The organism is Cloacibacillus sp. An23, from assembly GCF_002159945.1.
Lineage (GTDB): Bacteria > Synergistota > Synergistia > Synergistales > Synergistaceae > Caccocola.
In genome coordinates this window covers 99971-116670 of sequence record NZ_NFJQ01000009.1, presented here as the reverse complement: position 1 = coordinate 116670, position 16700 = coordinate 99971, and the positions used below count along the sequence as shown (strand labels likewise).

Sequence of the window (16700 nt, the reverse complement as noted above, 5' to 3'; positions counted from 1 at the left end):
GAAACGCGGACTCGTCCCACTATCCTAGCAGCACTTCTCCTCGTCCGCGGCGACCCTCGCCTCGGCTACGGTGTCGGCGACTGCTTCCTTCGTCTTCTCCGCGACGCACGCGACCTTCTCCTGAAGTTCCATGCCCTTCGCGAGCACCTTGACGGCGGCCTTCTTCGCGCTGCCGTTCTTGACGAGCGCGTAAGCGCCTATGCCGAGAAAGACTCCGGCGGCCACGAGCAGGCAGCCCTTGCACTCAGACCTCATCAAAAGCACCTCCTCCTTTATATGGTTAGCGCAGGCTAAGTTAGCCTGCCCGAACGATTATATCAGTTTCGGGGCGATATGATAAGCCGCCGCTTACTTTTGTGAAGTTTCGCCGCTTCGGAATTTCACGGCGCGAGCGCAAGATGCGCCTTGCGGCATACTGTAAAGCTTGCTAGAATAACTATGTGATAAATACAACAAGCCGCCTGCGACTTCCGCGTGCTTGGATGCTCTCCGGGACGCGCGGCATTTGGCTGCGAGGAAGAACCATCTGTCTGACCGGGTGTTCCGTTCGGAGAGAAGGAGCCGCGACATAATGCACAGCTATGGCCCTTCGTCCGTCGGACGCGGGGCCTTTTTTATAAGGAAGGGTACTGGGAGGCGCGGCGGCATAAAAACAGGAGGGTGCGGAAAATGTACGACAAGAATCAGTTTCAGGACGCTTCGTTCATAGACGACGCCGAGATACTCGGAACTCTGGAACAGGCGAAGAAGCTCGCCGCCGACAAAGGCGCCGTGCGCGAGCTAATATCGAAGGCGCGCGAATGTCACGGCCTCGACCACCGCGACGCGGCGGTGTTCCTCGAGATAACGGACCCGGAGCTCGAAGACGAGCTCTATTCGCTCGCGAAGGAGATAAAGGAGCGCATCTACGGGCGGCGCATCGTGCTCTTCGCTCCGCTCTACGTATCGAACTACTGCGTGAACGGCTGCACCTACTGCGGGTTCCACGCGGGGAACTGCAACATGTTCCGCAAGAAGCTCTCGATGGAGGAGATAGACCAGGAGACCGACGCGATACTCGCGCTCGGACACAAGCGCATAGCGATGGAGTCCGGCGAAGACCCGGTCAACTCGCCGCTCGACTACATCATCCAGTGCATGGAGCGCGTCTACGCCTATAAGAACTCGCGCGGCGACTCGATACGCAGGATAAACGTCAACATCGCGGCGACGACCGTCGAGGAGTTCAAACGCCTCAAGGCGGCGCAGATAGGTACGTACATACTCTTCCAGGAGACCTTCCACCGACCGACCTACGCGAAGCTCCACCCGACAGGGCCGAAGAGCATATACAACTGGCACACGACGGCGCTGCACCGCGCTCAGGAGGGCGGCATCGACGACGTCGGCACCGGCGTCCTCTACGGACTCTACGACTACAAATACGAGACGGTGGCGCAGCTCATGCTCGCCGAGAACCTCGAAAAAGTCTGCGGCGTGGGGCCGCACACGATTTCCGTCCCGCGTCTGCGCGAGGCCGAGGGCGTGGACATCAAGACATTCCCGTACATTCCGACCGACGAGCAGTTCCTGCGCGTCATAGCGACGCTGCGCGTAGCGACGCCGTACACCGGCATGATAATCTCCACGCGCGAGACGCCCGAGACGCGCCGCAAAGAGCTCGACCTCGGCATATCGCAGTGCAGCGCCGGCTCCTGCACCGGCATCGGCGGATACCACAAGGAGATAGGCCAGCCCGACAGCCCCGACACGGCGCAGTTCAAAATCTCCGACGACCGCTCGCCCGACGAAGTCCTGACCTGGCTCTGCGAGGACGGCTACATCCCGAGCTACTGCACCGCCTGCTACCGCCAGGGGCGCACCGGCGACCGCTTCATGTCGCTCGCGAAATCCGGGCAGATACGCAACATATGCCAGCCGAACGCGATACTCACCTTCAAGGAATACTTAATAGGATACGGCTCCGACCATCTGAAAGAGCTCGGCGAAAAGGTCATCGCCAAGGAGGTCGAGCGCATCCCGAGCGAGCGCGTCCGCGAACTGACGAAAGAGCGCCTCAAGAAACTCGAAGAGGGCGCGCAGGACCTTTACTTCTAAACGATACAACGACGCGGAAAACCATAAAACAACCTTCCAGCAGGAAGCGGGCCGGAGCTTTTCACTCCGGCCCGCTTCGTATGCGCTCGTCCGCTGAAAACTGGAGCGGCGGTTTCTCAGCGCGTCACCGCTGTTTCTTCGGCTGCGAATAATGTATGTGCGCTATCTTCCACTCGCCGTCTTTAAGGACGAGGAACTGGGACTCGCGCCCCTCCGTGTGCATCTCAGAGCCGTCCGCCCGCGCCGTCGCATAGAAGTCCCACTCGAACTCGGCGAAGGCCGCCTCGCTGCACATCCTGCACGCGATGTTCCTGACCACGAGCTCGCGTTTGGTACAAAGCCGCTCCATAGTGCCCTTATAGAAATGCTCCGCGACCTCCTCGAACGAACGCTCGTACCCGTTCGGGTGGATGAACGACACCCGCCCGCTCGAGTCCCACAGGCCGCGCGCGAGTTCGACGTCGCACTCTTCCACCGAGCGCACGTAGTTCTTTATAAGTTTTTCGATCCCTTCGGGCAAAGACTGATTTTCCGCCATTACACGGACCTTCTTCCGCGGATACGCGCCCGCGCCGCGGGCTAAGCCCGCCTGCGCGTTTCCGGCTTCTTCGCCGTCACGCAGATCGCGCCGTCATCGTCGTAATGGACCTTTATCGCGGCGAAGCCGGCTCGCGCCAGACGCGCAGTTATATCGTCCTCTCCGTAGACGGTCATGCGGTCCACCACGTCCGTCCATCTCGCGGACGCCGGGTCGCTCTGGTTGTTGGCTATAAGGAACGTACCGCCGGGCCTTAGCACGCGCAGCGCCTCGGCGAAGCCGTCGTCCACGTCGCTCCAGAAATAGAGCGTCTCGAAGGCCGTGACGAGGTCGAACCAGCAGTCGGGATAGGGTACGGCTTCGGCGCTTCCCGCACGCACCTCGCAGCGTCCAGCGGCTATAGCGTTCGCGTTGCGCCGCGCGCTGCACTCAAGGCCGCACTTCGACACGTCTATGCCGCAGACCTTGCCATCGCGGCAGCGCCTCAGCATCAGCGCCATTGCAGAACCTCCGCCGCAGCCTATGTCCAGCGCCCTTGCGCGCGGCGCGATTTCAACAAGCGACAGCGCCCATTCGTGCAGCTCCCTGTGCCCCCTGTTCATCATCGAAAGGATCAGCTTCCCGACCGAGCCGCGCGGACAGCCGCTGTCTTTGAATAAGCTTTCAAGCATCGCGGAAATTCCTCCTCTATACGATGTTGTCGGATATAATTCATGCAGCCCGATTATAACACGGCGGCGGCTGAAAATTTTTTCTTTCAATCTTCACTAAAAGGGTTGACATATATGTTAGCTCATGCTAATCTTATCACGTCATCAGTTAGCGAGAGCTAACAGATAGACGAAGACGAAGGAATTTTACGGCGGCTTCCCTTCGGCCGCCGGCGAAGGTTCTCGTCGGTTTACCACACTCTCTCTCCTATAAGTCTCATAACCTTCCCAACACACAAAGCGCGCCCTCCGACATCCCGCGGGGGGCGCAAACCTTTTCATGCGGGCGTGATTGTAACGCGGAAGCCGCCGGCGCGCAAAAAAGCGCGGCGCGCGAAGTTTTCGTCCGCGCGCCGCGCCGCCAGTATTTCGGGAAAAGTTTTTACGCGCTTTCCCTGCCCGCCATCGCCTTGGCGAACCAGTCTTTGCCTTCGACGAGGCGCGAGATTATGAGCGACGAGCAGGTGTCGCCGGTGGCGTTGACCATCGTCGCGGCGGGGTCGACGAGGAAGCCTATCGTCGCGATTATCGGGAACGCCTCGGGCGGGAAGCCGTAGAGGCTGACTATCAGCATTTCGCCGACGAGGCCGCCGCCGGGGATGCCGGAGAGGACGACGCCCGAGAGCACCGCGACGGTGACCGCCGTAGCCATCGTGCCTATACCGTCGAAGGGCAGGCCGAATATCCCGAAGAGGAACGAAATTTTAAGAATGCCGGAAAGGCAGGAACCTTCCATGTGCGCCGTCGCGCCTATCGGGAGCGCTATCTCGCTGATGTCGCGCGGTATGCCCATCTTCGACGCGGCCTCGAGATTGATGGGCAGGGTCGCTGTGCTGCTGCCCGAGCCGAGCGCCATGAGCGCGGGCGGGATTATGTTCGTCCAGAAGGTGCGGACGCCCTTGCCCTGCGTCGCCCACCACGAGTAGATCGTGAAGGCAACGAAGAAATATCCGAATGTCGCGACGTGGTATATGACTATCGCGCGGAAGTACGCGCCCAAAAGCTTCGGGCCGTAGTCGCCTACGAGCGTCGCAAAGTAGGCCATGAGGCCGATGGGGGCGTAGTACATGAGATAGCCGACGAGCTTGAGCATAGCGTCCGCGAAGACGGCGATGCCGCGTCCGGCCGCGCGTCCCCTCTCACCGAGGGCCTGGAGGCTGAAGCCGAAGAATATCGTGAAGATTATGAGCGGGAGCATCGCGTTGCGCGAAAGCAGCTTGACGAAGTCGTCGGTCGTAACGGCCTTGACTATCTGGTCAGGCGTGCTGAGAGCCTGGATTTCGCCGGCGGCCTGCATTTCGATGTGGACTCCCTCAGCGGGGGGGAAGAGCGTTACGGTGACGAGCATCAGCAGCGCCGCGACGGCTCCGGTGACTACAAAGACGAGGACGAGGGACTTCATGACCTTGCCGAGACGCTCCATCGACGACATGGAGGCGACCGCGCTGCATATTGTAGAGAAGACGAGCGGAACGACGACCATGAACATCGCGTTGATGAAAAGGTCGCCGAGCGGTTTGAGGACGACGGCCCTCTCCCCCATCACCGCGCCGATGACGCAGCCCAGCGCTATCGCGCAGAGCAGTATTATCGGGAAGCGGTAAGACTTCAGTACGCTGTTCGATTCTGACATAGATTTCTTCTCCTTTCAAACGACGCTTCGAAAATACGGAATTTCTATAAGGATAGCCGCGCGGCCCGCCCGGCCGCCGCCGGCTTAACTTTTGCTCATACATCCGAAACTCGCTTTTTGATGGAATAGCCGCGGCGCGAAGCGCCGTTCCAGTTTGTAGCATTATACATGAATGCTTTTTGAATTTCTACAGATTAGATAAAAGATATTTTAGCGATTCATCGAAATAACGTCGTTAAAATTTCGCCGGGGGAACCGGACGGCGCGGCGCGGACGAAACGGGCCGCCGCGCCGTCGAATGCGGGGCAGGCGGCGCGCCGTACTCCGCTTGCGCTCCGCGTCGGAGGCGGCGAGCGCCGCAAAAAACGCGCTCCCATCAGCGGCGCGCGGCGGAGCACGGGACGTTCGCCGGCGTTTATGGCAGTTTGGGGACCGGCGGCCCCCAGTCATGAAGCGCTTGACGCGGCATCCGGCGGCGCCGTTTTCCGCCTGGGCGTGAAAATCAAGAGGCGAAGCCGCGCGCCGTGCGCTCCCGCCGCCGCAGAAGCGCGGCGCCGGCGGTTTCGGCTTTTCCGTCTAATCGGTATATAATAAAGCAACGCGGTTTTCACGCCGCCGCGCGTATGGGAGGAGGTGCGGCAATGCCGCTCAGGAAGAAGGGCGCGGCCCTTCTGGACAATGTCTTCGCGTCGCTCAAGCACAGGGACTTCCGCATATTCTGGACCGGGCAGTGCGTTTCGCTGCTCGGCACGTGGATGCAGAGGACGGCTCTGATGTGGCTCGTCTATACGATGACGGACTCGCCGTTCCTCGTCGGCCTCGTCGGCGTCGCGCAGTTCATGCCTATGCTGCTTTTCACACTCTTCGCCGGCGCGATAGTGGACCGCTTTCCTAAGCGCAAGATCCTCATAGTCACGCAATCCCTGCTCATGCTGCAGGCGGTCGCGCTCGCGGCGCTCGCCTTCTCCGGCTCCGCGCATTACTGGCAGCTTCTGGCGCTCTGCGTATTCCTCGGAATCACCACCACAATCGACGTCCCCGCGCGCCTCTCTTTCTTCGTCTGCCTGGTCGGCAGGCAGGACGTTATGAACGCCGTGTCGCTCAACTCGTCGATAGTCAACCTCGCGCGCATCGTCGGCCCCGCGCTCGCCGGAGCTGTGATGATGGAGTTCGGAGCCGGAGTGTGCTTCATGCTGAACGCCGTGAGCTTCCTCGCCGTGCTTTTCAGCCTGACGCGGCTGCGGACGGTTGAGCCGAAGGCCCTTCCTGCGCCGAAGAGGCGCAGCGTACTCCGCGAGGTTTTTGAGGGGATCAACTATATCCGCAGGGACGAGACTCTTTCGATAAACGCGACTTTCCTCGCTGTGGTCTGCACGTTCGCGCTGAACGGCGAGGTGATGGTTCCTGTGTTCACCAAGACGGTGCTCGAAATGGGGGCCGACGCGTACACCGGTATGCTCTCGGCGATGGGCGCGGGGTCGCTCGCCGGAGCCGTGACGATGGCCTCGCTCGCGAAGAGCGGCGAGAAGAAGTGGCTGCTTCCCGCCGGAGCCGCCGCGACGCTGTTCGCGCATCTGCTGATGCTTTTCGCGTGGAACAGAGGTACGGCTTATCTTTTCGTCGCCGCGATAGGATTTTTCAATCTCGTTTTCCTCAACGCCGGAAATTCCATATTTCAGGTGCATACGCCGGACGAGTACCGCGGCCGCGTGATGAGCGTCTACACGTTCCTAACGCAGGGCTCTCTGCCGCTCGGGAATTTTTTCGCGGGCTCCGTAATGCAGACTTTCGGCGGTTGGGCCGGGTATCCGTGCTGCGGCCTCTGTGCCGCGCTTCTGCTGTTCCTTACCCTGCGCCGTAAGAAGAATGTGCTGAAGGAATGGATAGCGCAGGCCGGCTTGACGAAAAGCCGCTGAAAAGGACGCCGTACGGACTAAGCGGCGCGCCCCGGGCAGTGTGACCGGACCGGCACGGCAAAATTAGAAATCTCGCACAGGACATACGCGGGACGACGAAGTTTTTATGTAAAAGTTGAAATAGCATAAAAACATGCCATACGCCTATCGAACGTGAAAAGGCCGCCACGCGGGCGGCCTTTGGCTTATCTGTGCGGCTTGCTGCGGGCGAACCTTACAGCCCGCGGCGTATAGTGTCTTCGCGGCCCGCGCCCACGCCTATCAGGACGACGGGGGTCTCCGCTTTGTCTTCGATGTATTTTACGTAGTCGCGCGCGGCCTGCGGCAGTTCGTCGAAGCTGCGGCATTTCGATATGTCGCACTTCCAGCCGGGCAGCGTTTCGTATACGGGCTTGGCTTTCGCGAGCTCCGCGCAGCTGCTCGGGAAGGTCTTTCTGATCTTTCCGTCTATTTCGTAGGCCGTGCAGATTTTTATCTCGTCGAATTCGTCGAGCACGTCGAGCTTAGTCAGCGCTATGCCGTCGAGGCCGTTGACCTTGACCGCGTAGTCGACCGCCACGAGGTCGCACCAGCCGCAGCGGCGCGGACGTCCCGTCGTAGCGCCGAATTCGCCGCCTTTCTGGCGCAGCGTTTCGCCGGCCTCGCCGTTTTCTTCGGTCGGGAAGGGGCCTTCGCCGACGCGGGTGCAGTATGCTTTCGCGACGCCTATGACGCGGTCTATGCGCGACGGGCCGAAGCCCGAGCCGGTGCATGCGCCGCCGGCGCAGGGGCTCGAGCTGGTGACGAAGGGGTACGTTCCGTGGTCGATGTCGAGGAGCGTCGCCTGCGCGCCTTCAAAGAGGACGTTTCCGCCGCTTTTCACGGCTTCGTCTATTTCAAGGAAGGCGTCGCCGAGCATCGGCTCGATGCGGCGGCCCCACGCGAGCGCCTTTTCGTATATTTCGCCGAAGTCAAGCGGCTCGGCGCCGTATATTTTCGTGAGTATGTCGTTTTTGATCTTGAGCGTGCGCGTGAGCTTGTCGCGCAGGACTTCGGGGTTGACGAGGTCTTCCGCGCGGATGCCTATGCGCTCGTATTTGTCGGCGTAACAGGGGCCGATGCCGCGGCCCGTGGTGCCTATCTTCGTGCCTTCGGAGCGCGCTCCCTCGGCCAGCCTGTCTATTATCTTATGATATGGCATGACGATGTGCGCCGCGTGGCTGACGACGAGCTTCGCCGTTTTTTTGCCGCGCGCGGCGAGGCCGTCTAGCTCTTCAAAGAGCGTATCGGGGTCTACGACGACGCCGTTTCCTATCACGCAGCTTTTCCCTTGGTAGAGTATGCCGGAGGGGAGCAGATGAAAGACGTACTTCTCGTTGTCCACGACGACGGTGTGTCCGGCGTTGGCCCCGCCCTGATAGCGCACGACCACTCCGGCGTCCGCGGCGAGGACGTCCACGACGCGGCCTTTGCCTTCGTCGCCCCATTGCACTCCTATGACTATGTCAGTGCGTCCCTTCATTGCGATACACCTCTTTATGCTGCCTTAATTTTCGCGGCCCTTACTATTAGGCCCAAACTTTGTTATTGTAATCACTGGCGCTGAAATTATCAAGCGCGCGCCGTTGTATTTTTACCTTCGCTTAACAAGAGCTTCTCTTCGTGCGTTAGCTTTTTTATCGCGGCTTCGCGGCTCATCGCTTCGCTTCTGCTCGCGCATTCCTCGGCGTAGAGCAGCCTCACCGGCCTGCGCCCGCGCGTGTATTTCGCGCCGCGTCCGGCGTTGTGCGCCGCCAGCCGCTTTTCCACGTCGTTGGTCCATCCAGTGTAGAGCGTGCCGTCGGCGCAGAGCAGTATGTAGGCGCAGGGCCTCATATCGAGAACGAGCCTGGCGGCTCAGGCGCAAACTCGTAATACCAGCGCGGTATAAGCCCGTGGCGGAAGAGGAGCGACAGGAGGTCCCAGAGGTCTTCTATGCCGCTCACCGTGACATAAGCGTCGTGAACCGACGAGCCTATCCAGTAGGAGAGCCCGGTGAAGGCCGAGAAGTGCGCCAGGAGTTCGAACCAGTCCGAACCGTCCCAGCCGCGCGCAAGGTTTATCTCTGGCAGCAGGCCGGGCGCGAAAAACGCGTGCGCCGGCGCGCAGAGCGGCGTCTGGAATATGAGGATGAGCGCAAGCGTCATCGCCGCGATTTTTTTACGTTTCACATGGATCATGTTTTTCTCAAAAAATGGGCGGGGCGCGGCCCCGCCCGCGGTTTTTATTCCACCGTGACGCTCTTGGCGAGGTTGCGGGGCATGTCGATGTCGCAGCCGCGCTGGCGCGCGATGTAGTAGGCGAAGAGCTGGAGCGGCACGACCGCGACGAAGGGGAAGAGCTCCGGCTCCGTCTCCGGCGTGAAGATGACGTTGCGCGTGTAGTGGCAGATCTGGTCGTCGCCCTCGGTCGCTAGCGCGATTATCGGAGATTTGCGCGCCATGGATTCTTCGATGTTGGATATGGTCTTTTCCCACAGCTCGTTCTTCGGCACGAGCGCGACGACCGGCAGCTCTTTGTCGAGCAGGGCTATCGGCCCGTGCTTCATCTCGCCCGCCGGATAGGCTTCAGCGTGGAGGTAGGATATCTCCTTGAGCTTGAGCGCGCCCTCGAGCGCCGGCGGGTAGGCTATGCCGCGCCCGATGAAGAAGAATCCGCGCGCGTCGGCGAAGTCGCGGGCGAGCAGCTCTATCTCGCGTTCGCGGTCGAGCATCGCCGCCTGTTTGCCCGGTATGTCCATGAGGGCTGAGACGAGGCGGCGCTCCGTGTTCGGGTCGAGCTCGCCGCGCAGCTTCGCGAGGTAGAGGCCGAGCAGCGTCAGTATCGTTATCTGCGCGGTGAACGTCTTGGTCGCCGCTACGCCTATTTCCGGCCCGGCTGGCGTTATCAGCGCGTCGCCGACTTCGCGGTGTATCGTAGAGCCGCGCACGTTGGTGATTACGAGGCACTTCGCTCCGCGCGACTTCGCCAGGCGCGCCGCGTGCAGCGTGTCCGCCGTTTCGCCGGACTGCGATACGAAGACCGCCAGCGTGTCCGGCCCGGTCGGGATATTCCTGTAGCGGTATTCAGAGGCGACTTCCGTGCGTATCTCGAAGTTGCCGAAGGTTTCCATTATATGCTGAGCGACTATCGTCGCGTAGTGCGAGGTGCCGCAGGCGACGAAGTGGATGCGCTTCCACTGCGCGGCCTCGTCCGGCGTCCACGAAAGCTCGCGGCTCAGGTCCACGGCGTCGTCGGCGACGCGGCCCAAAAGAGTGTGGGCGACTACGTCCGGCTGTTCGTGAATCTCTTTGAGCATGAAATGCGGATACTTGCCGCGGTTCGTCATAGCGGCGTCCCAGTCGAGGTGCATCGACGCCTTTTCGTGCTCCGCTCCCGAGAAATCGAAGAAGCGGCATCCCTCGCGCGTTATCTGAGCCATTTCGTCGTCGTCCATGAACCACACGTCGTGAGTGAACTCAAGCAGCGCGGTAGGGTCGGAGGCGCAGAAGCCCTCGTTACCCGCGTGTCCGACGACGAGCGGCGAGCCTTTGCGCGCGACCCATATCTCGCGCGGCTTGTCGTAGAACATGATGACGAGGGCGAAGGCGCCGCGTATGCGCGCGGTCAGCTTCACTATCGCCTCCTTCGGGTCGCCGTCGTAGACGTAGCCGAGATACTGCACGGCTGACTCCGTGTCGGTCTCCGTGTGGAATTTTATCCCCTTCGCCTCGAGCTCGGCCCGTATCTCGCGCGCGTTCTCTATGATGCCGTTGTGGACGAGCACCACGCGGTCGTCGCTCGAGATGTGCGGATGCGCGTTCGTCTCCGTCACGCCGCCGTGCGTCGCCCAGCGCGTGTGGCCTATGCCGATGTCGCCGGTCAGCCCCGCGGCGGCGACCTTCTCTGCGAGCTGCGCGACGCGCCCCACGGTGCGCAGCTCGGAAATTTTGCCGTCCTTTATAACCGCTATGCCGGCCGAGTCGTAACCTCTGTATTCATGCTTCGCAAGTCCTTCGAGAATTATCCGCGTCGTGTCTCTGTCTCCGACGTATCCCATAATCCCGCACATATATGATCATCCTTTCGCTTTATGCAAATGGCGGCAGTCGTGTCAAAACCTACGCTATTTTATATCATGTTAGCGCACGGCGCGCAATCGCGTACACTTGACGCGATCAGAGCCAGCGGAGCGCGGAATATGAAAAGGAGAGGAAAACCTCGGAGCCGGGCGAAAGGGCCGAAAGCGCCGCGTCGCCGGCGGAAAGGCGCGCCTTCACCGAACAGCCAGAAACGTCGGCGGAGAGCAGCACCCGCCCCGTCGCGCGCTCGAGCGTGAGCTGAGAGACGACGCCGCGCAGGACGTTCGTATCCTCAGCGCGCGGCGGGATCTCCGTGGAAACGGTTATGTCCGAAGGGCTGAGCGCCGCGGCGCGCGCCGAAGGGCCGGGCCACGCGAATAGCGCCTGACCGCCCGGGAAGGGGCGCGTCATAAGCCCGCCGCAGCGCGTCCAGCCGCCGCGGAAGACGTTCTCCGCGCCGCCGCCCGCGATGCGGCCTCCGTACATGCCGGCGACCTTCGAGGCCGTCTCGTAAAGCCACGCCGTGTCGTGCGTCGATACCACGACCGCGGCCCCGTGCTCGCGCGCGGCGCGCACGGCGGCCTCCATCACGAGCTGCGCGCTCGCCTCGTCCACGTTCGCCGTCGGCTCGTCGAGCAGCAGCGCCTTCGGCCTCAGAGCGAGCCGCGCCGCGAGCGCGACGCGCTGCGCCTCGCCGCCCGAGAGCCTGTACCACGGACGCGGCGCGAACTCCCCGGGCGCGAGGCCGACGGCCTCGAGGCTCTCGCGCACGCGCGTATCGAGCCGCGCTTTCTCCATGCCGCGCAGCCTCAGCCCGTAGGCGACGTTCTCGAATACGGAGCGTTTCAGAAGATACGGCTCCTGCAGCAGATATGTAACCTCGCGCCGAATCTCGCGCTCGCGCCCGGCCGCGGGACGTCCGTCGAAAATTATCTCGCCCGAGGCCGGGATTAGAAAAGCGAGCGCCTTCAGCAGCGTGGATTTGCCGCAGCCGTTCGGCCCGACGATTCCAGTGACGGCGCCGCGCTCTATGGAAAGCTCCGAAATGTCGAGATTCGGGCGTCCCTTTTCGTAGCTCTGCTTGAGATTATGAATTTCGTAAAGCAGGGAGTTCATCGTGCGTTCAGGGTACGGCGGGAAAATCCGCCCGCCTCCGTTTCGCGGACGTTATTTTCCGTGCTTTTTGTTCCATTCGTCCGAGTTCGGGAAGAAGAGCGGTTCGCCGTACTGATCGACTTTGAAGTCCTTTATTATCGTCTGCGCCTCGTCTCCGCAGAGCCAGTCGATGAAGGCGGCGGCGTCCTTATTGTTGACGTTCGGAAAACGCTTCGGGCTTACCTCGATGGCGGCGATGAGGTTGAGCAGTATCGGGTCGCCCTCGACAAGCGGGACTATGGCGATTTTATCCTTCTTCGTCAGGTAAGTCGCGCGGTCCATCAGCGTATAGGCTCCGCGCCTGTCCGCAAATTCCGTCGTATGTCCGTTGCCGAGCTTGCCTAGCGAGAACACAGTATACCACGCGTCCTTTTCTCCGTCCGGCGTGATTCCCGCGGCTTTCCATACGTTCGTTTCGGCGACGTGCGTGCCCGACATGTCTCCGCGGCTGACGAACTCAGCGCCTGACGCCGCTATTTTCTTAAACGCCCCGGCGGCGGATTTCATTCCCTTGATTCCGGCGGGGTCGTCCTGCGGGCCGAGGATGACGAAGTCGTTGTACATTACGTCTCGGCGGTTCTGCCCGTACCCCTCGGCGATGAATTTGTCTTCGAGGGCGCGCGCGTGGACGACGACCATGTCGAAGTTGCCGCTCTTCGCCTTTTCGAGAGTGGCGCCGGTCCCCGCCTTTTCGATGACGAACTCCGTCCCGGTCTCAGCCGTGTATGTATCGGCGAGCAGCGGGATTATGCCGGCGTCGACCGGGCCGATGGTGCTTGAAAGCCTTACCGTCCCGGCGAAGGCCGGGGAGCATATCATAAGAGCTGCGAGAGCTATTGCGAACTGTTTCATAGTTATGGTAACACCCTCCGTAGTACAGTATTTTATGAAGATTCAATTCTGGCTCCTGAGATTCAATTCTGGCTCCTGCGGCGCAGGAAAGTCAGCGAAATGTTGAGAAGAAGCGAAATAAGTATGAGAATGACGCCGAGCGCTATTCCGAGCGCGAACTCGCCCTTGCCGGTCTCGAGCGTTATCGCGGTCGTTATCGTGCGCGTGTGCCATTTGATGTTGCCGCCGAGCATCATCGCGGAGCCGACCTCGCCGACGATGCGCCCGAATGCCGTGAGAGCCGCGACGAGTATCATGAAGCGCGCCTCCCATAAACTCGCGAGCGCGAGCCTGCCGCCCGACGCTCCGAGCGTCATGAGAGTCTGACGCAGGCGGCTGTCGAGCCCCTCTATCGCCGCCGCGGTGTAGGCCGCGACTATCGGCGTGCCGAGTATCACCTGTCCTATAGCCATGCCGCGTATCGTGAAGAGCAGCTCCATGTCTCCGAGCGGCCCGCGCCGCGAGATGAAGGCGTAGACCAGCAGCCCTATGACGACTGTCGGAAGCGCGAGCAGAGTGTCAGTCACCGTGCGCACGGCTCGCTTTCCGGGAAAGTCGAAATATCCGAGAAGGAAGCCCGCCGGAAGGCCGAAGAGCAGCACGCCTGCCATCGACAGCGCCGTCAGCTTGAAGGTCGTCGCGACGATGACGCACGTCTCCTCGTCCATTGCGAGGAGCATTCTGAAAGCCTGTATAAAACCTTCGGCTATGAAGTCCATCTAAAAAACGCGCTTATACGCGAAGACGCGCCGCGAAAAAGGCGGCGCGCCCGTTATGCCTTAAAACGCTATTTCGCGGGGACCGCGTCGGGGAAGAAGAGCTGCTTGCCCTCGACCTTGAAGTCCGCGATATCCTTCTGAGCCTTCGGCGAGGTGATCCACTCGATGTACTTTACCGCGAGGTCGTACTTGACTTCGGGGTGTTTCTCGGGGTTGACCGCCATGATGCTGTACTTGTTGAGCAGTTCGTCGTCGCCCTCGCAGATGATGACGAGTCCCTCACGTCCGTTGAGGCCGGCCTCGTACTTGATGAAGGTGCCGCGGTCGGTGAGCGCGTAGCCGCCCTGCTCCTCTGCGATGTTGATCGTTTTGAGCATCCCCTGCCCGGTCTGCACGTACCACGGAGCCTTGTCGAAATCCTTCACTCCGGCTTTCGCCAGAAGCGCGAGCTCGGCCGTGTGCGTGCCGGACTTGTCGGCGCGGCTGACGAGCTTCTGCTGCTTCGCCGCTATCGCCGCGAGAGCTTCGGTAACGGGCTTGCCCTTCACGCCGGCGGGGTCGCCCGCGGGGCCGATGAGGACGAAGTCGTTGTGCATGACCTTGCGGCGGTCCACGCCGTAACCCTCGGCCTCGAACTTGTCCTCCTGCGACGGCGCGTGCGTCAGCACGACGTCTACGTCGCCGTTGCGCCCGTACTCAAGAGCCTTGCCTGTGCCGACGGCGACCCACTGCACGTCGATGCCGGTATCCTTGAGGCAGAGCGGCGCGAGATAGTCGAGCAGCCCGGTGTCGTCGGTGCTTGTAGTCGTCGCCATTCTGAGCACCGGAGCCTTGTCTTCGGCGCCGGCGAGCGATGCGAAAGCCAGCACGCAGACGGCGAGCAGAAGAGCGGTCACGGAAAACTTTTTGTTGATACGCATGGGTATAAACCCCTCCTCGTGAGATTTATGCTGCGTTTACAGCCCTCTATGCACGTCACGAAAAGGAGGAATTCGCCGTGAATCCCGGCAAGAAGCGTGAAGTCCCCTTTCCGCAGCGGGAGACGGCGACGTTTCCATCGCCGCCCTGACGTCCGGCGCTCATGGCGAAAGCTTTAGAAAGGCCGGATTCAGGGACGTACCGCGCCCGTCCGCGCAAAAGCGCGCGAGAGACGCCCGTCGCGGTTATTTTACACTATTTAGCTTCTTTTGTACCACAGAATAAAACGAAAAAGAACACAACCGGGCGCGAGACGTTGGGGTCGTCCGCGCCCGGCGGGGAAAAATGTGTGAAGCTCTGATAAAAGAAAAGGACCGTCCTCTCCAGAGCACGGCCCTTGTGAAATACAATCCGCCGTTCACCTTTCCAGAGGGAGGCCGCCCCGTTTCCGAAAGCGACCCTGACGGCCTGAAGTCCCTAGGCTTTCGCCCTTAGGCGCGGCAGGCTCGGAGAACCGTCCAAATCTCAACCAGCGCTTTAATCTTACAATGAACGGCCTCAAAACACAAGCGCGCCGCGCGCGTGTAAAACATAGGTAAAACTGCACGGGCGCGAAATTTGCAATAAACAGAAAATATCATATACTGTAGCAAATTCATCCGTCCAGAGGGAGAGATCTGAGGTGCGCATCGTAATAGTCGGAGCTGGTGAGGTCGGATACAGCGTAGCGAAAAACCTGTCTTCCGACGGACACGACATCGTGCTGGTCGAGGAGGACGATGCGCGCGCTGCGCAGGCTGAGGAGTCGCTCGACGTCATGGTGGTCAAGGGCAACGGGGCGCGCCCCAGCGTTCTCGCGAAGGCTGGCATAGAGGGCGGCCGCTCCGACGCGATGATGCTCATCGCCTGCACCAACAGGGACGAGGTGAACCTCATGGCCTGCTGGATAGCGAAGCGCTCCGGCGTGCCTCATGTGATAGCGCGCGCGGTCGGCCTCGAGTTCACCGACAACGAGAGCTGGGCGAAGGACCTAGGCATCGACATGCTGGTCTCTCCCGAGCGCTCCGTAGCGAAGGACATAGAAGAGCTGCTCGAGGTGCGCGCCGCGCTCCACGCGACGGAGATCGCGGGCGGGCGCGCCGGGATATATCTCTTCCGCGTCGCGCAGGACTCGCAGCTCTGCGGCCTGCCGCTCTACGAGATACGCAAGCGGAACCCGAATATGATAATGCTCGTCGTCTGGGTAAAGAGCGGCGAGGACTCCTTCGTCCCGAAGGCCTCCTACGAGCTGCGCCCCGGCGACCTCTGCTACACGATGTGCTACCGCTCGCAGATCTTCGAGATAGAGCGCCTCTTTCAGCCGGCGAAGTCGAAGCGGCTGAAAAGGGTCTTCGTCATAGGCGCGGGCAAGATAGGCCACCAGACGGCGGAGCGTCTGCTCGCGCACATACCGGGCATAGACCTTCGCATCGTTGACGAGGACCGCGCGAAGTGCGAGAAATTCGCCGGAGAGCTGCCTCGCGCGATGATTTTATGCGGCGACGGCTCCGACGCGGAATTTCTGAAATCCGAGGGGATAACCGACGCCGACGGCTGCGTCGCGGCGACGGAGCACGACGAGACGAACCTGATGCTCGCGGTGCTCGCAAAGACTCTCGGCGTATCGAAGAGCATCGCAGTCGTGCGCAACCACAACTACCTCGGCATGACGAACTACATCCCCGTGGACGCCATAGTGAACCGCAACCAGACGCTCGCCGACGTGATAACGCGCAGCGTCCGCTACCCCGGCACCTCGAAGGTTCTGACGGTCCTCGAGGAGATAAGCGCCGAGGCCGTCGAGACCACCATCGCCCCCGATTCGCCCGCCGCCGGCAAAAAGCTCATGGAGCTGCGGATGCCGGCCGGCTCGCTGATAGGGCTGCTCGACCGCGGCGGCGAGCTGCTGATACCGACCGGGCAGACGGAGCTGCGCGGCGGAGACAAGGTAGTCATATTCGGCACGGCCTCCTCCATGGAGACGGCGCTCGGCATACTCGGATAG

At 61.3% G+C, this 16700-nt stretch carries 15 protein-coding genes and 2 riboswitches; of the genes, 3 read left to right on the top strand and 12 right to left on the bottom strand.

What is annotated here, in order from left to right:
* Positions 1–24: 24 nt before the first annotated feature.
* Entirely contained in the window at positions 25–255 is a 231-nt protein-coding gene (locus B5F39_RS10180) for a DUF1490 family protein (protein ID WP_087366917.1), read from the bottom strand.
* Between the two features lie 414 nt (positions 256–669).
* Here B5F39_RS10180 and hydG point away from each other — a divergent pair, with 414 nt between their 5' ends.
* Positions 670–2097: a [FeFe] hydrogenase H-cluster radical SAM maturase HydG gene (gene hydG, locus B5F39_RS10175; protein ID WP_087366914.1), complete on the top strand. Its 1428-nt coding sequence runs from the start codon at positions 670–672 to the stop codon at positions 2095–2097.
* Positions 2098–2221: 124 nt separating this feature from the next.
* Here hydG and B5F39_RS10170 read toward each other — a convergent pair whose 3' ends face one another.
* From B5F39_RS10170 to B5F39_RS10160, 3 genes are all read right to left on the bottom strand, one after another.
* Entirely contained in the window at positions 2222–2635 is a 414-nt protein-coding gene (locus tag B5F39_RS10170) for a nuclear transport factor 2 family protein (protein WP_087366911.1), read from the bottom strand.
* A gap of 41 nt (positions 2636–2676) precedes the next feature.
* Complete coding sequence (locus B5F39_RS10165) at positions 2677–3306, bottom strand: class I SAM-dependent methyltransferase (RefSeq protein ID WP_087366908.1); 630 nt, start codon at positions 3304–3306, stop codon at positions 2677–2679.
* A 421-nt stretch (positions 3307–3727) separates the two neighbouring features.
* On the bottom strand, positions 3728–4978 hold the full coding sequence (locus tag B5F39_RS10160) for a dicarboxylate/amino acid:cation symporter (protein WP_087366905.1): 1251 nt from the start codon (positions 4976–4978) through the stop codon (positions 3728–3730).
* A gap of 641 nt (positions 4979–5619) precedes the next feature.
* Here B5F39_RS10160 and B5F39_RS10155 point away from each other — a divergent pair.
* Positions 5620–6894 (top strand): MFS transporter, encoded by a 1275-nt coding sequence (locus B5F39_RS10155; RefSeq protein WP_087366902.1) that lies wholly within the window; start codon positions 5620–5622, stop codon positions 6892–6894.
* Between the two features lie 214 nt (positions 6895–7108).
* Here the strand turns inward: B5F39_RS10155 and B5F39_RS10150 are convergent, their stop codons facing one another.
* The 8 genes from B5F39_RS10150 to B5F39_RS10115 all read right to left on the bottom strand — a co-directional run bounded on the left by B5F39_RS10150 (position 7109) and on the right by B5F39_RS10115 (position 14658).
* On the bottom strand, positions 7109–8395 hold the full coding sequence (locus B5F39_RS10150) for an adenylosuccinate synthase (protein ID WP_087366900.1): 1287 nt from the start codon (positions 8393–8395) through the stop codon (positions 7109–7111).
* 89 nt (positions 8396–8484) lie between these two features.
* The gene (locus B5F39_RS10145; protein WP_087366898.1) at positions 8485–8748 is read right to left on the bottom strand and encodes a GIY-YIG nuclease family protein; all 264 of its coding nucleotides are present in this window, start codon (positions 8746–8748) and stop codon (positions 8485–8487) included.
* The gene (locus B5F39_RS10140; protein ID WP_143330716.1) at positions 8745–9083 is read right to left on the bottom strand and encodes a hypothetical protein; all 339 of its coding nucleotides are present in this window, start codon (positions 9081–9083) and stop codon (positions 8745–8747) included. Before B5F39_RS10140 ends, B5F39_RS10145 begins: the two co-directional genes overlap by 4 nt.
* A 53-nt stretch (positions 9084–9136) precedes the next feature.
* Positions 9137–10963, bottom strand: coding sequence for a glutamine--fructose-6-phosphate transaminase (isomerizing) (glmS, locus tag B5F39_RS10135; RefSeq protein ID WP_087366891.1), 1827 nt, complete (start codon positions 10961–10963; stop codon positions 9137–9139).
* A 106-nt stretch (positions 10964–11069) separates the two neighbouring features.
* Positions 11070–12089 carry an ABC transporter ATP-binding protein gene (locus B5F39_RS10130; protein ID WP_087366888.1) on the bottom strand — a complete coding sequence of 340 codons (1020 nt, stop codon included), beginning with the start codon at positions 12087–12089 and terminating at the stop codon, positions 11070–11072.
* A gap of 51 nt (positions 12090–12140) precedes the next feature.
* Positions 12141–12980, bottom strand: a complete 840-nt coding sequence (locus B5F39_RS10125) for a substrate-binding domain-containing protein (RefSeq protein ID WP_087366885.1) — start codon at positions 12978–12980, stop codon at positions 12141–12143.
* Between the two features lie 62 nt (positions 12981–13042).
* Positions 13043–13738 carry an ABC transporter permease gene (locus tag B5F39_RS10120; protein ID WP_087366881.1) on the bottom strand — a complete coding sequence of 232 codons (696 nt, stop codon included), beginning with the start codon at positions 13736–13738 and terminating at the stop codon, positions 13043–13045.
* Positions 13739–13806: 68 nt separating this feature from the next.
* Positions 13807–14658, bottom strand: a complete 852-nt coding sequence (locus B5F39_RS10115) for a substrate-binding domain-containing protein (protein ID WP_087366878.1) — start codon at positions 14656–14658, stop codon at positions 13807–13809.
* 87 nt (positions 14659–14745) lie between these two features.
* Positions 14746–14864, bottom strand: a riboswitch (molybdenum cofactor riboswitch).
* Between the two features lie 195 nt (positions 14865–15059).
* A riboswitch (molybdenum cofactor riboswitch) is annotated at positions 15060–15180 on the bottom strand.
* Between the two features lie 158 nt (positions 15181–15338).
* Here B5F39_RS10115 and trkA point away from each other — a divergent pair.
* Positions 15339–16700, top strand: a complete 1362-nt coding sequence (gene trkA / locus B5F39_RS10110) for a Trk system potassium transporter TrkA (RefSeq protein WP_087366875.1) — start codon at positions 15339–15341, stop codon at positions 16698–16700.

What these genes read in the sequence shown, in the direction of transcription:
- B5F39_RS10165 (WP_087366908.1), bottom strand. Translation starts at nt 3,306, where the DNA reads ATGCTTGAAAGCTTATTCAAAGACAGCGGCTGTCCGCGCGGCTCGGTC.
- B5F39_RS10155 (WP_087366902.1), top strand. Translation starts at nt 5,620, where the DNA reads ATGCCGCTCAGGAAGAAGGGCGCGGCCCTTCTGGACAATGTCTTCGCG.
- B5F39_RS10170 (WP_087366911.1), bottom strand. Translation starts at nt 2,635, where the DNA reads ATGGCGGAAAATCAGTCTTTGCCCGAAGGGATCGAAAAACTTATAAAG.
- B5F39_RS10160 (WP_087366905.1), bottom strand. Translation starts at nt 4,978, where the DNA reads ATGTCAGAATCGAACAGCGTACTGAAGTCTTACCGCTTCCCGATAATA.
- B5F39_RS10120 (WP_087366881.1), bottom strand. Translation starts at nt 13,738, where the DNA reads ATGGACTTCATAGCCGAAGGTTTTATACAGGCTTTCAGAATGCTCCTC.
- B5F39_RS10125 (WP_087366885.1), bottom strand. Translation starts at nt 12,980, where the DNA reads ATGAAACAGTTCGCAATAGCTCTCGCAGCTCTTATGATATGCTCCCCG.
- glmS (WP_087366891.1), bottom strand. Translation starts at nt 10,963, where the DNA reads ATGTGCGGGATTATGGGATACGTCGGAGACAGAGACACGACGCGGATA.
- B5F39_RS10115 (WP_087366878.1), bottom strand. Translation starts at nt 14,658, where the DNA reads ATGCGTATCAACAAAAAGTTTTCCGTGACCGCTCTTCTGCTCGCCGTC.
- B5F39_RS10180 (WP_087366917.1), bottom strand. Translation starts at nt 255, where the DNA reads ATGAGGTCTGAGTGCAAGGGCTGCCTGCTCGTGGCCGCCGGAGTCTTT.
- hydG (WP_087366914.1), top strand. Translation starts at nt 670, where the DNA reads ATGTACGACAAGAATCAGTTTCAGGACGCTTCGTTCATAGACGACGCC.
- B5F39_RS10150 (WP_087366900.1), bottom strand. Translation starts at nt 8,395, where the DNA reads ATGAAGGGACGCACTGACATAGTCATAGGAGTGCAATGGGGCGACGAA.
- B5F39_RS10130 (WP_087366888.1), bottom strand. Translation starts at nt 12,089, where the DNA reads ATGAACTCCCTGCTTTACGAAATTCATAATCTCAAGCAGAGCTACGAA.
- B5F39_RS10145 (WP_087366898.1), bottom strand. Translation starts at nt 8,748, where the DNA reads ATGAGGCCCTGCGCCTACATACTGCTCTGCGCCGACGGCACGCTCTAC.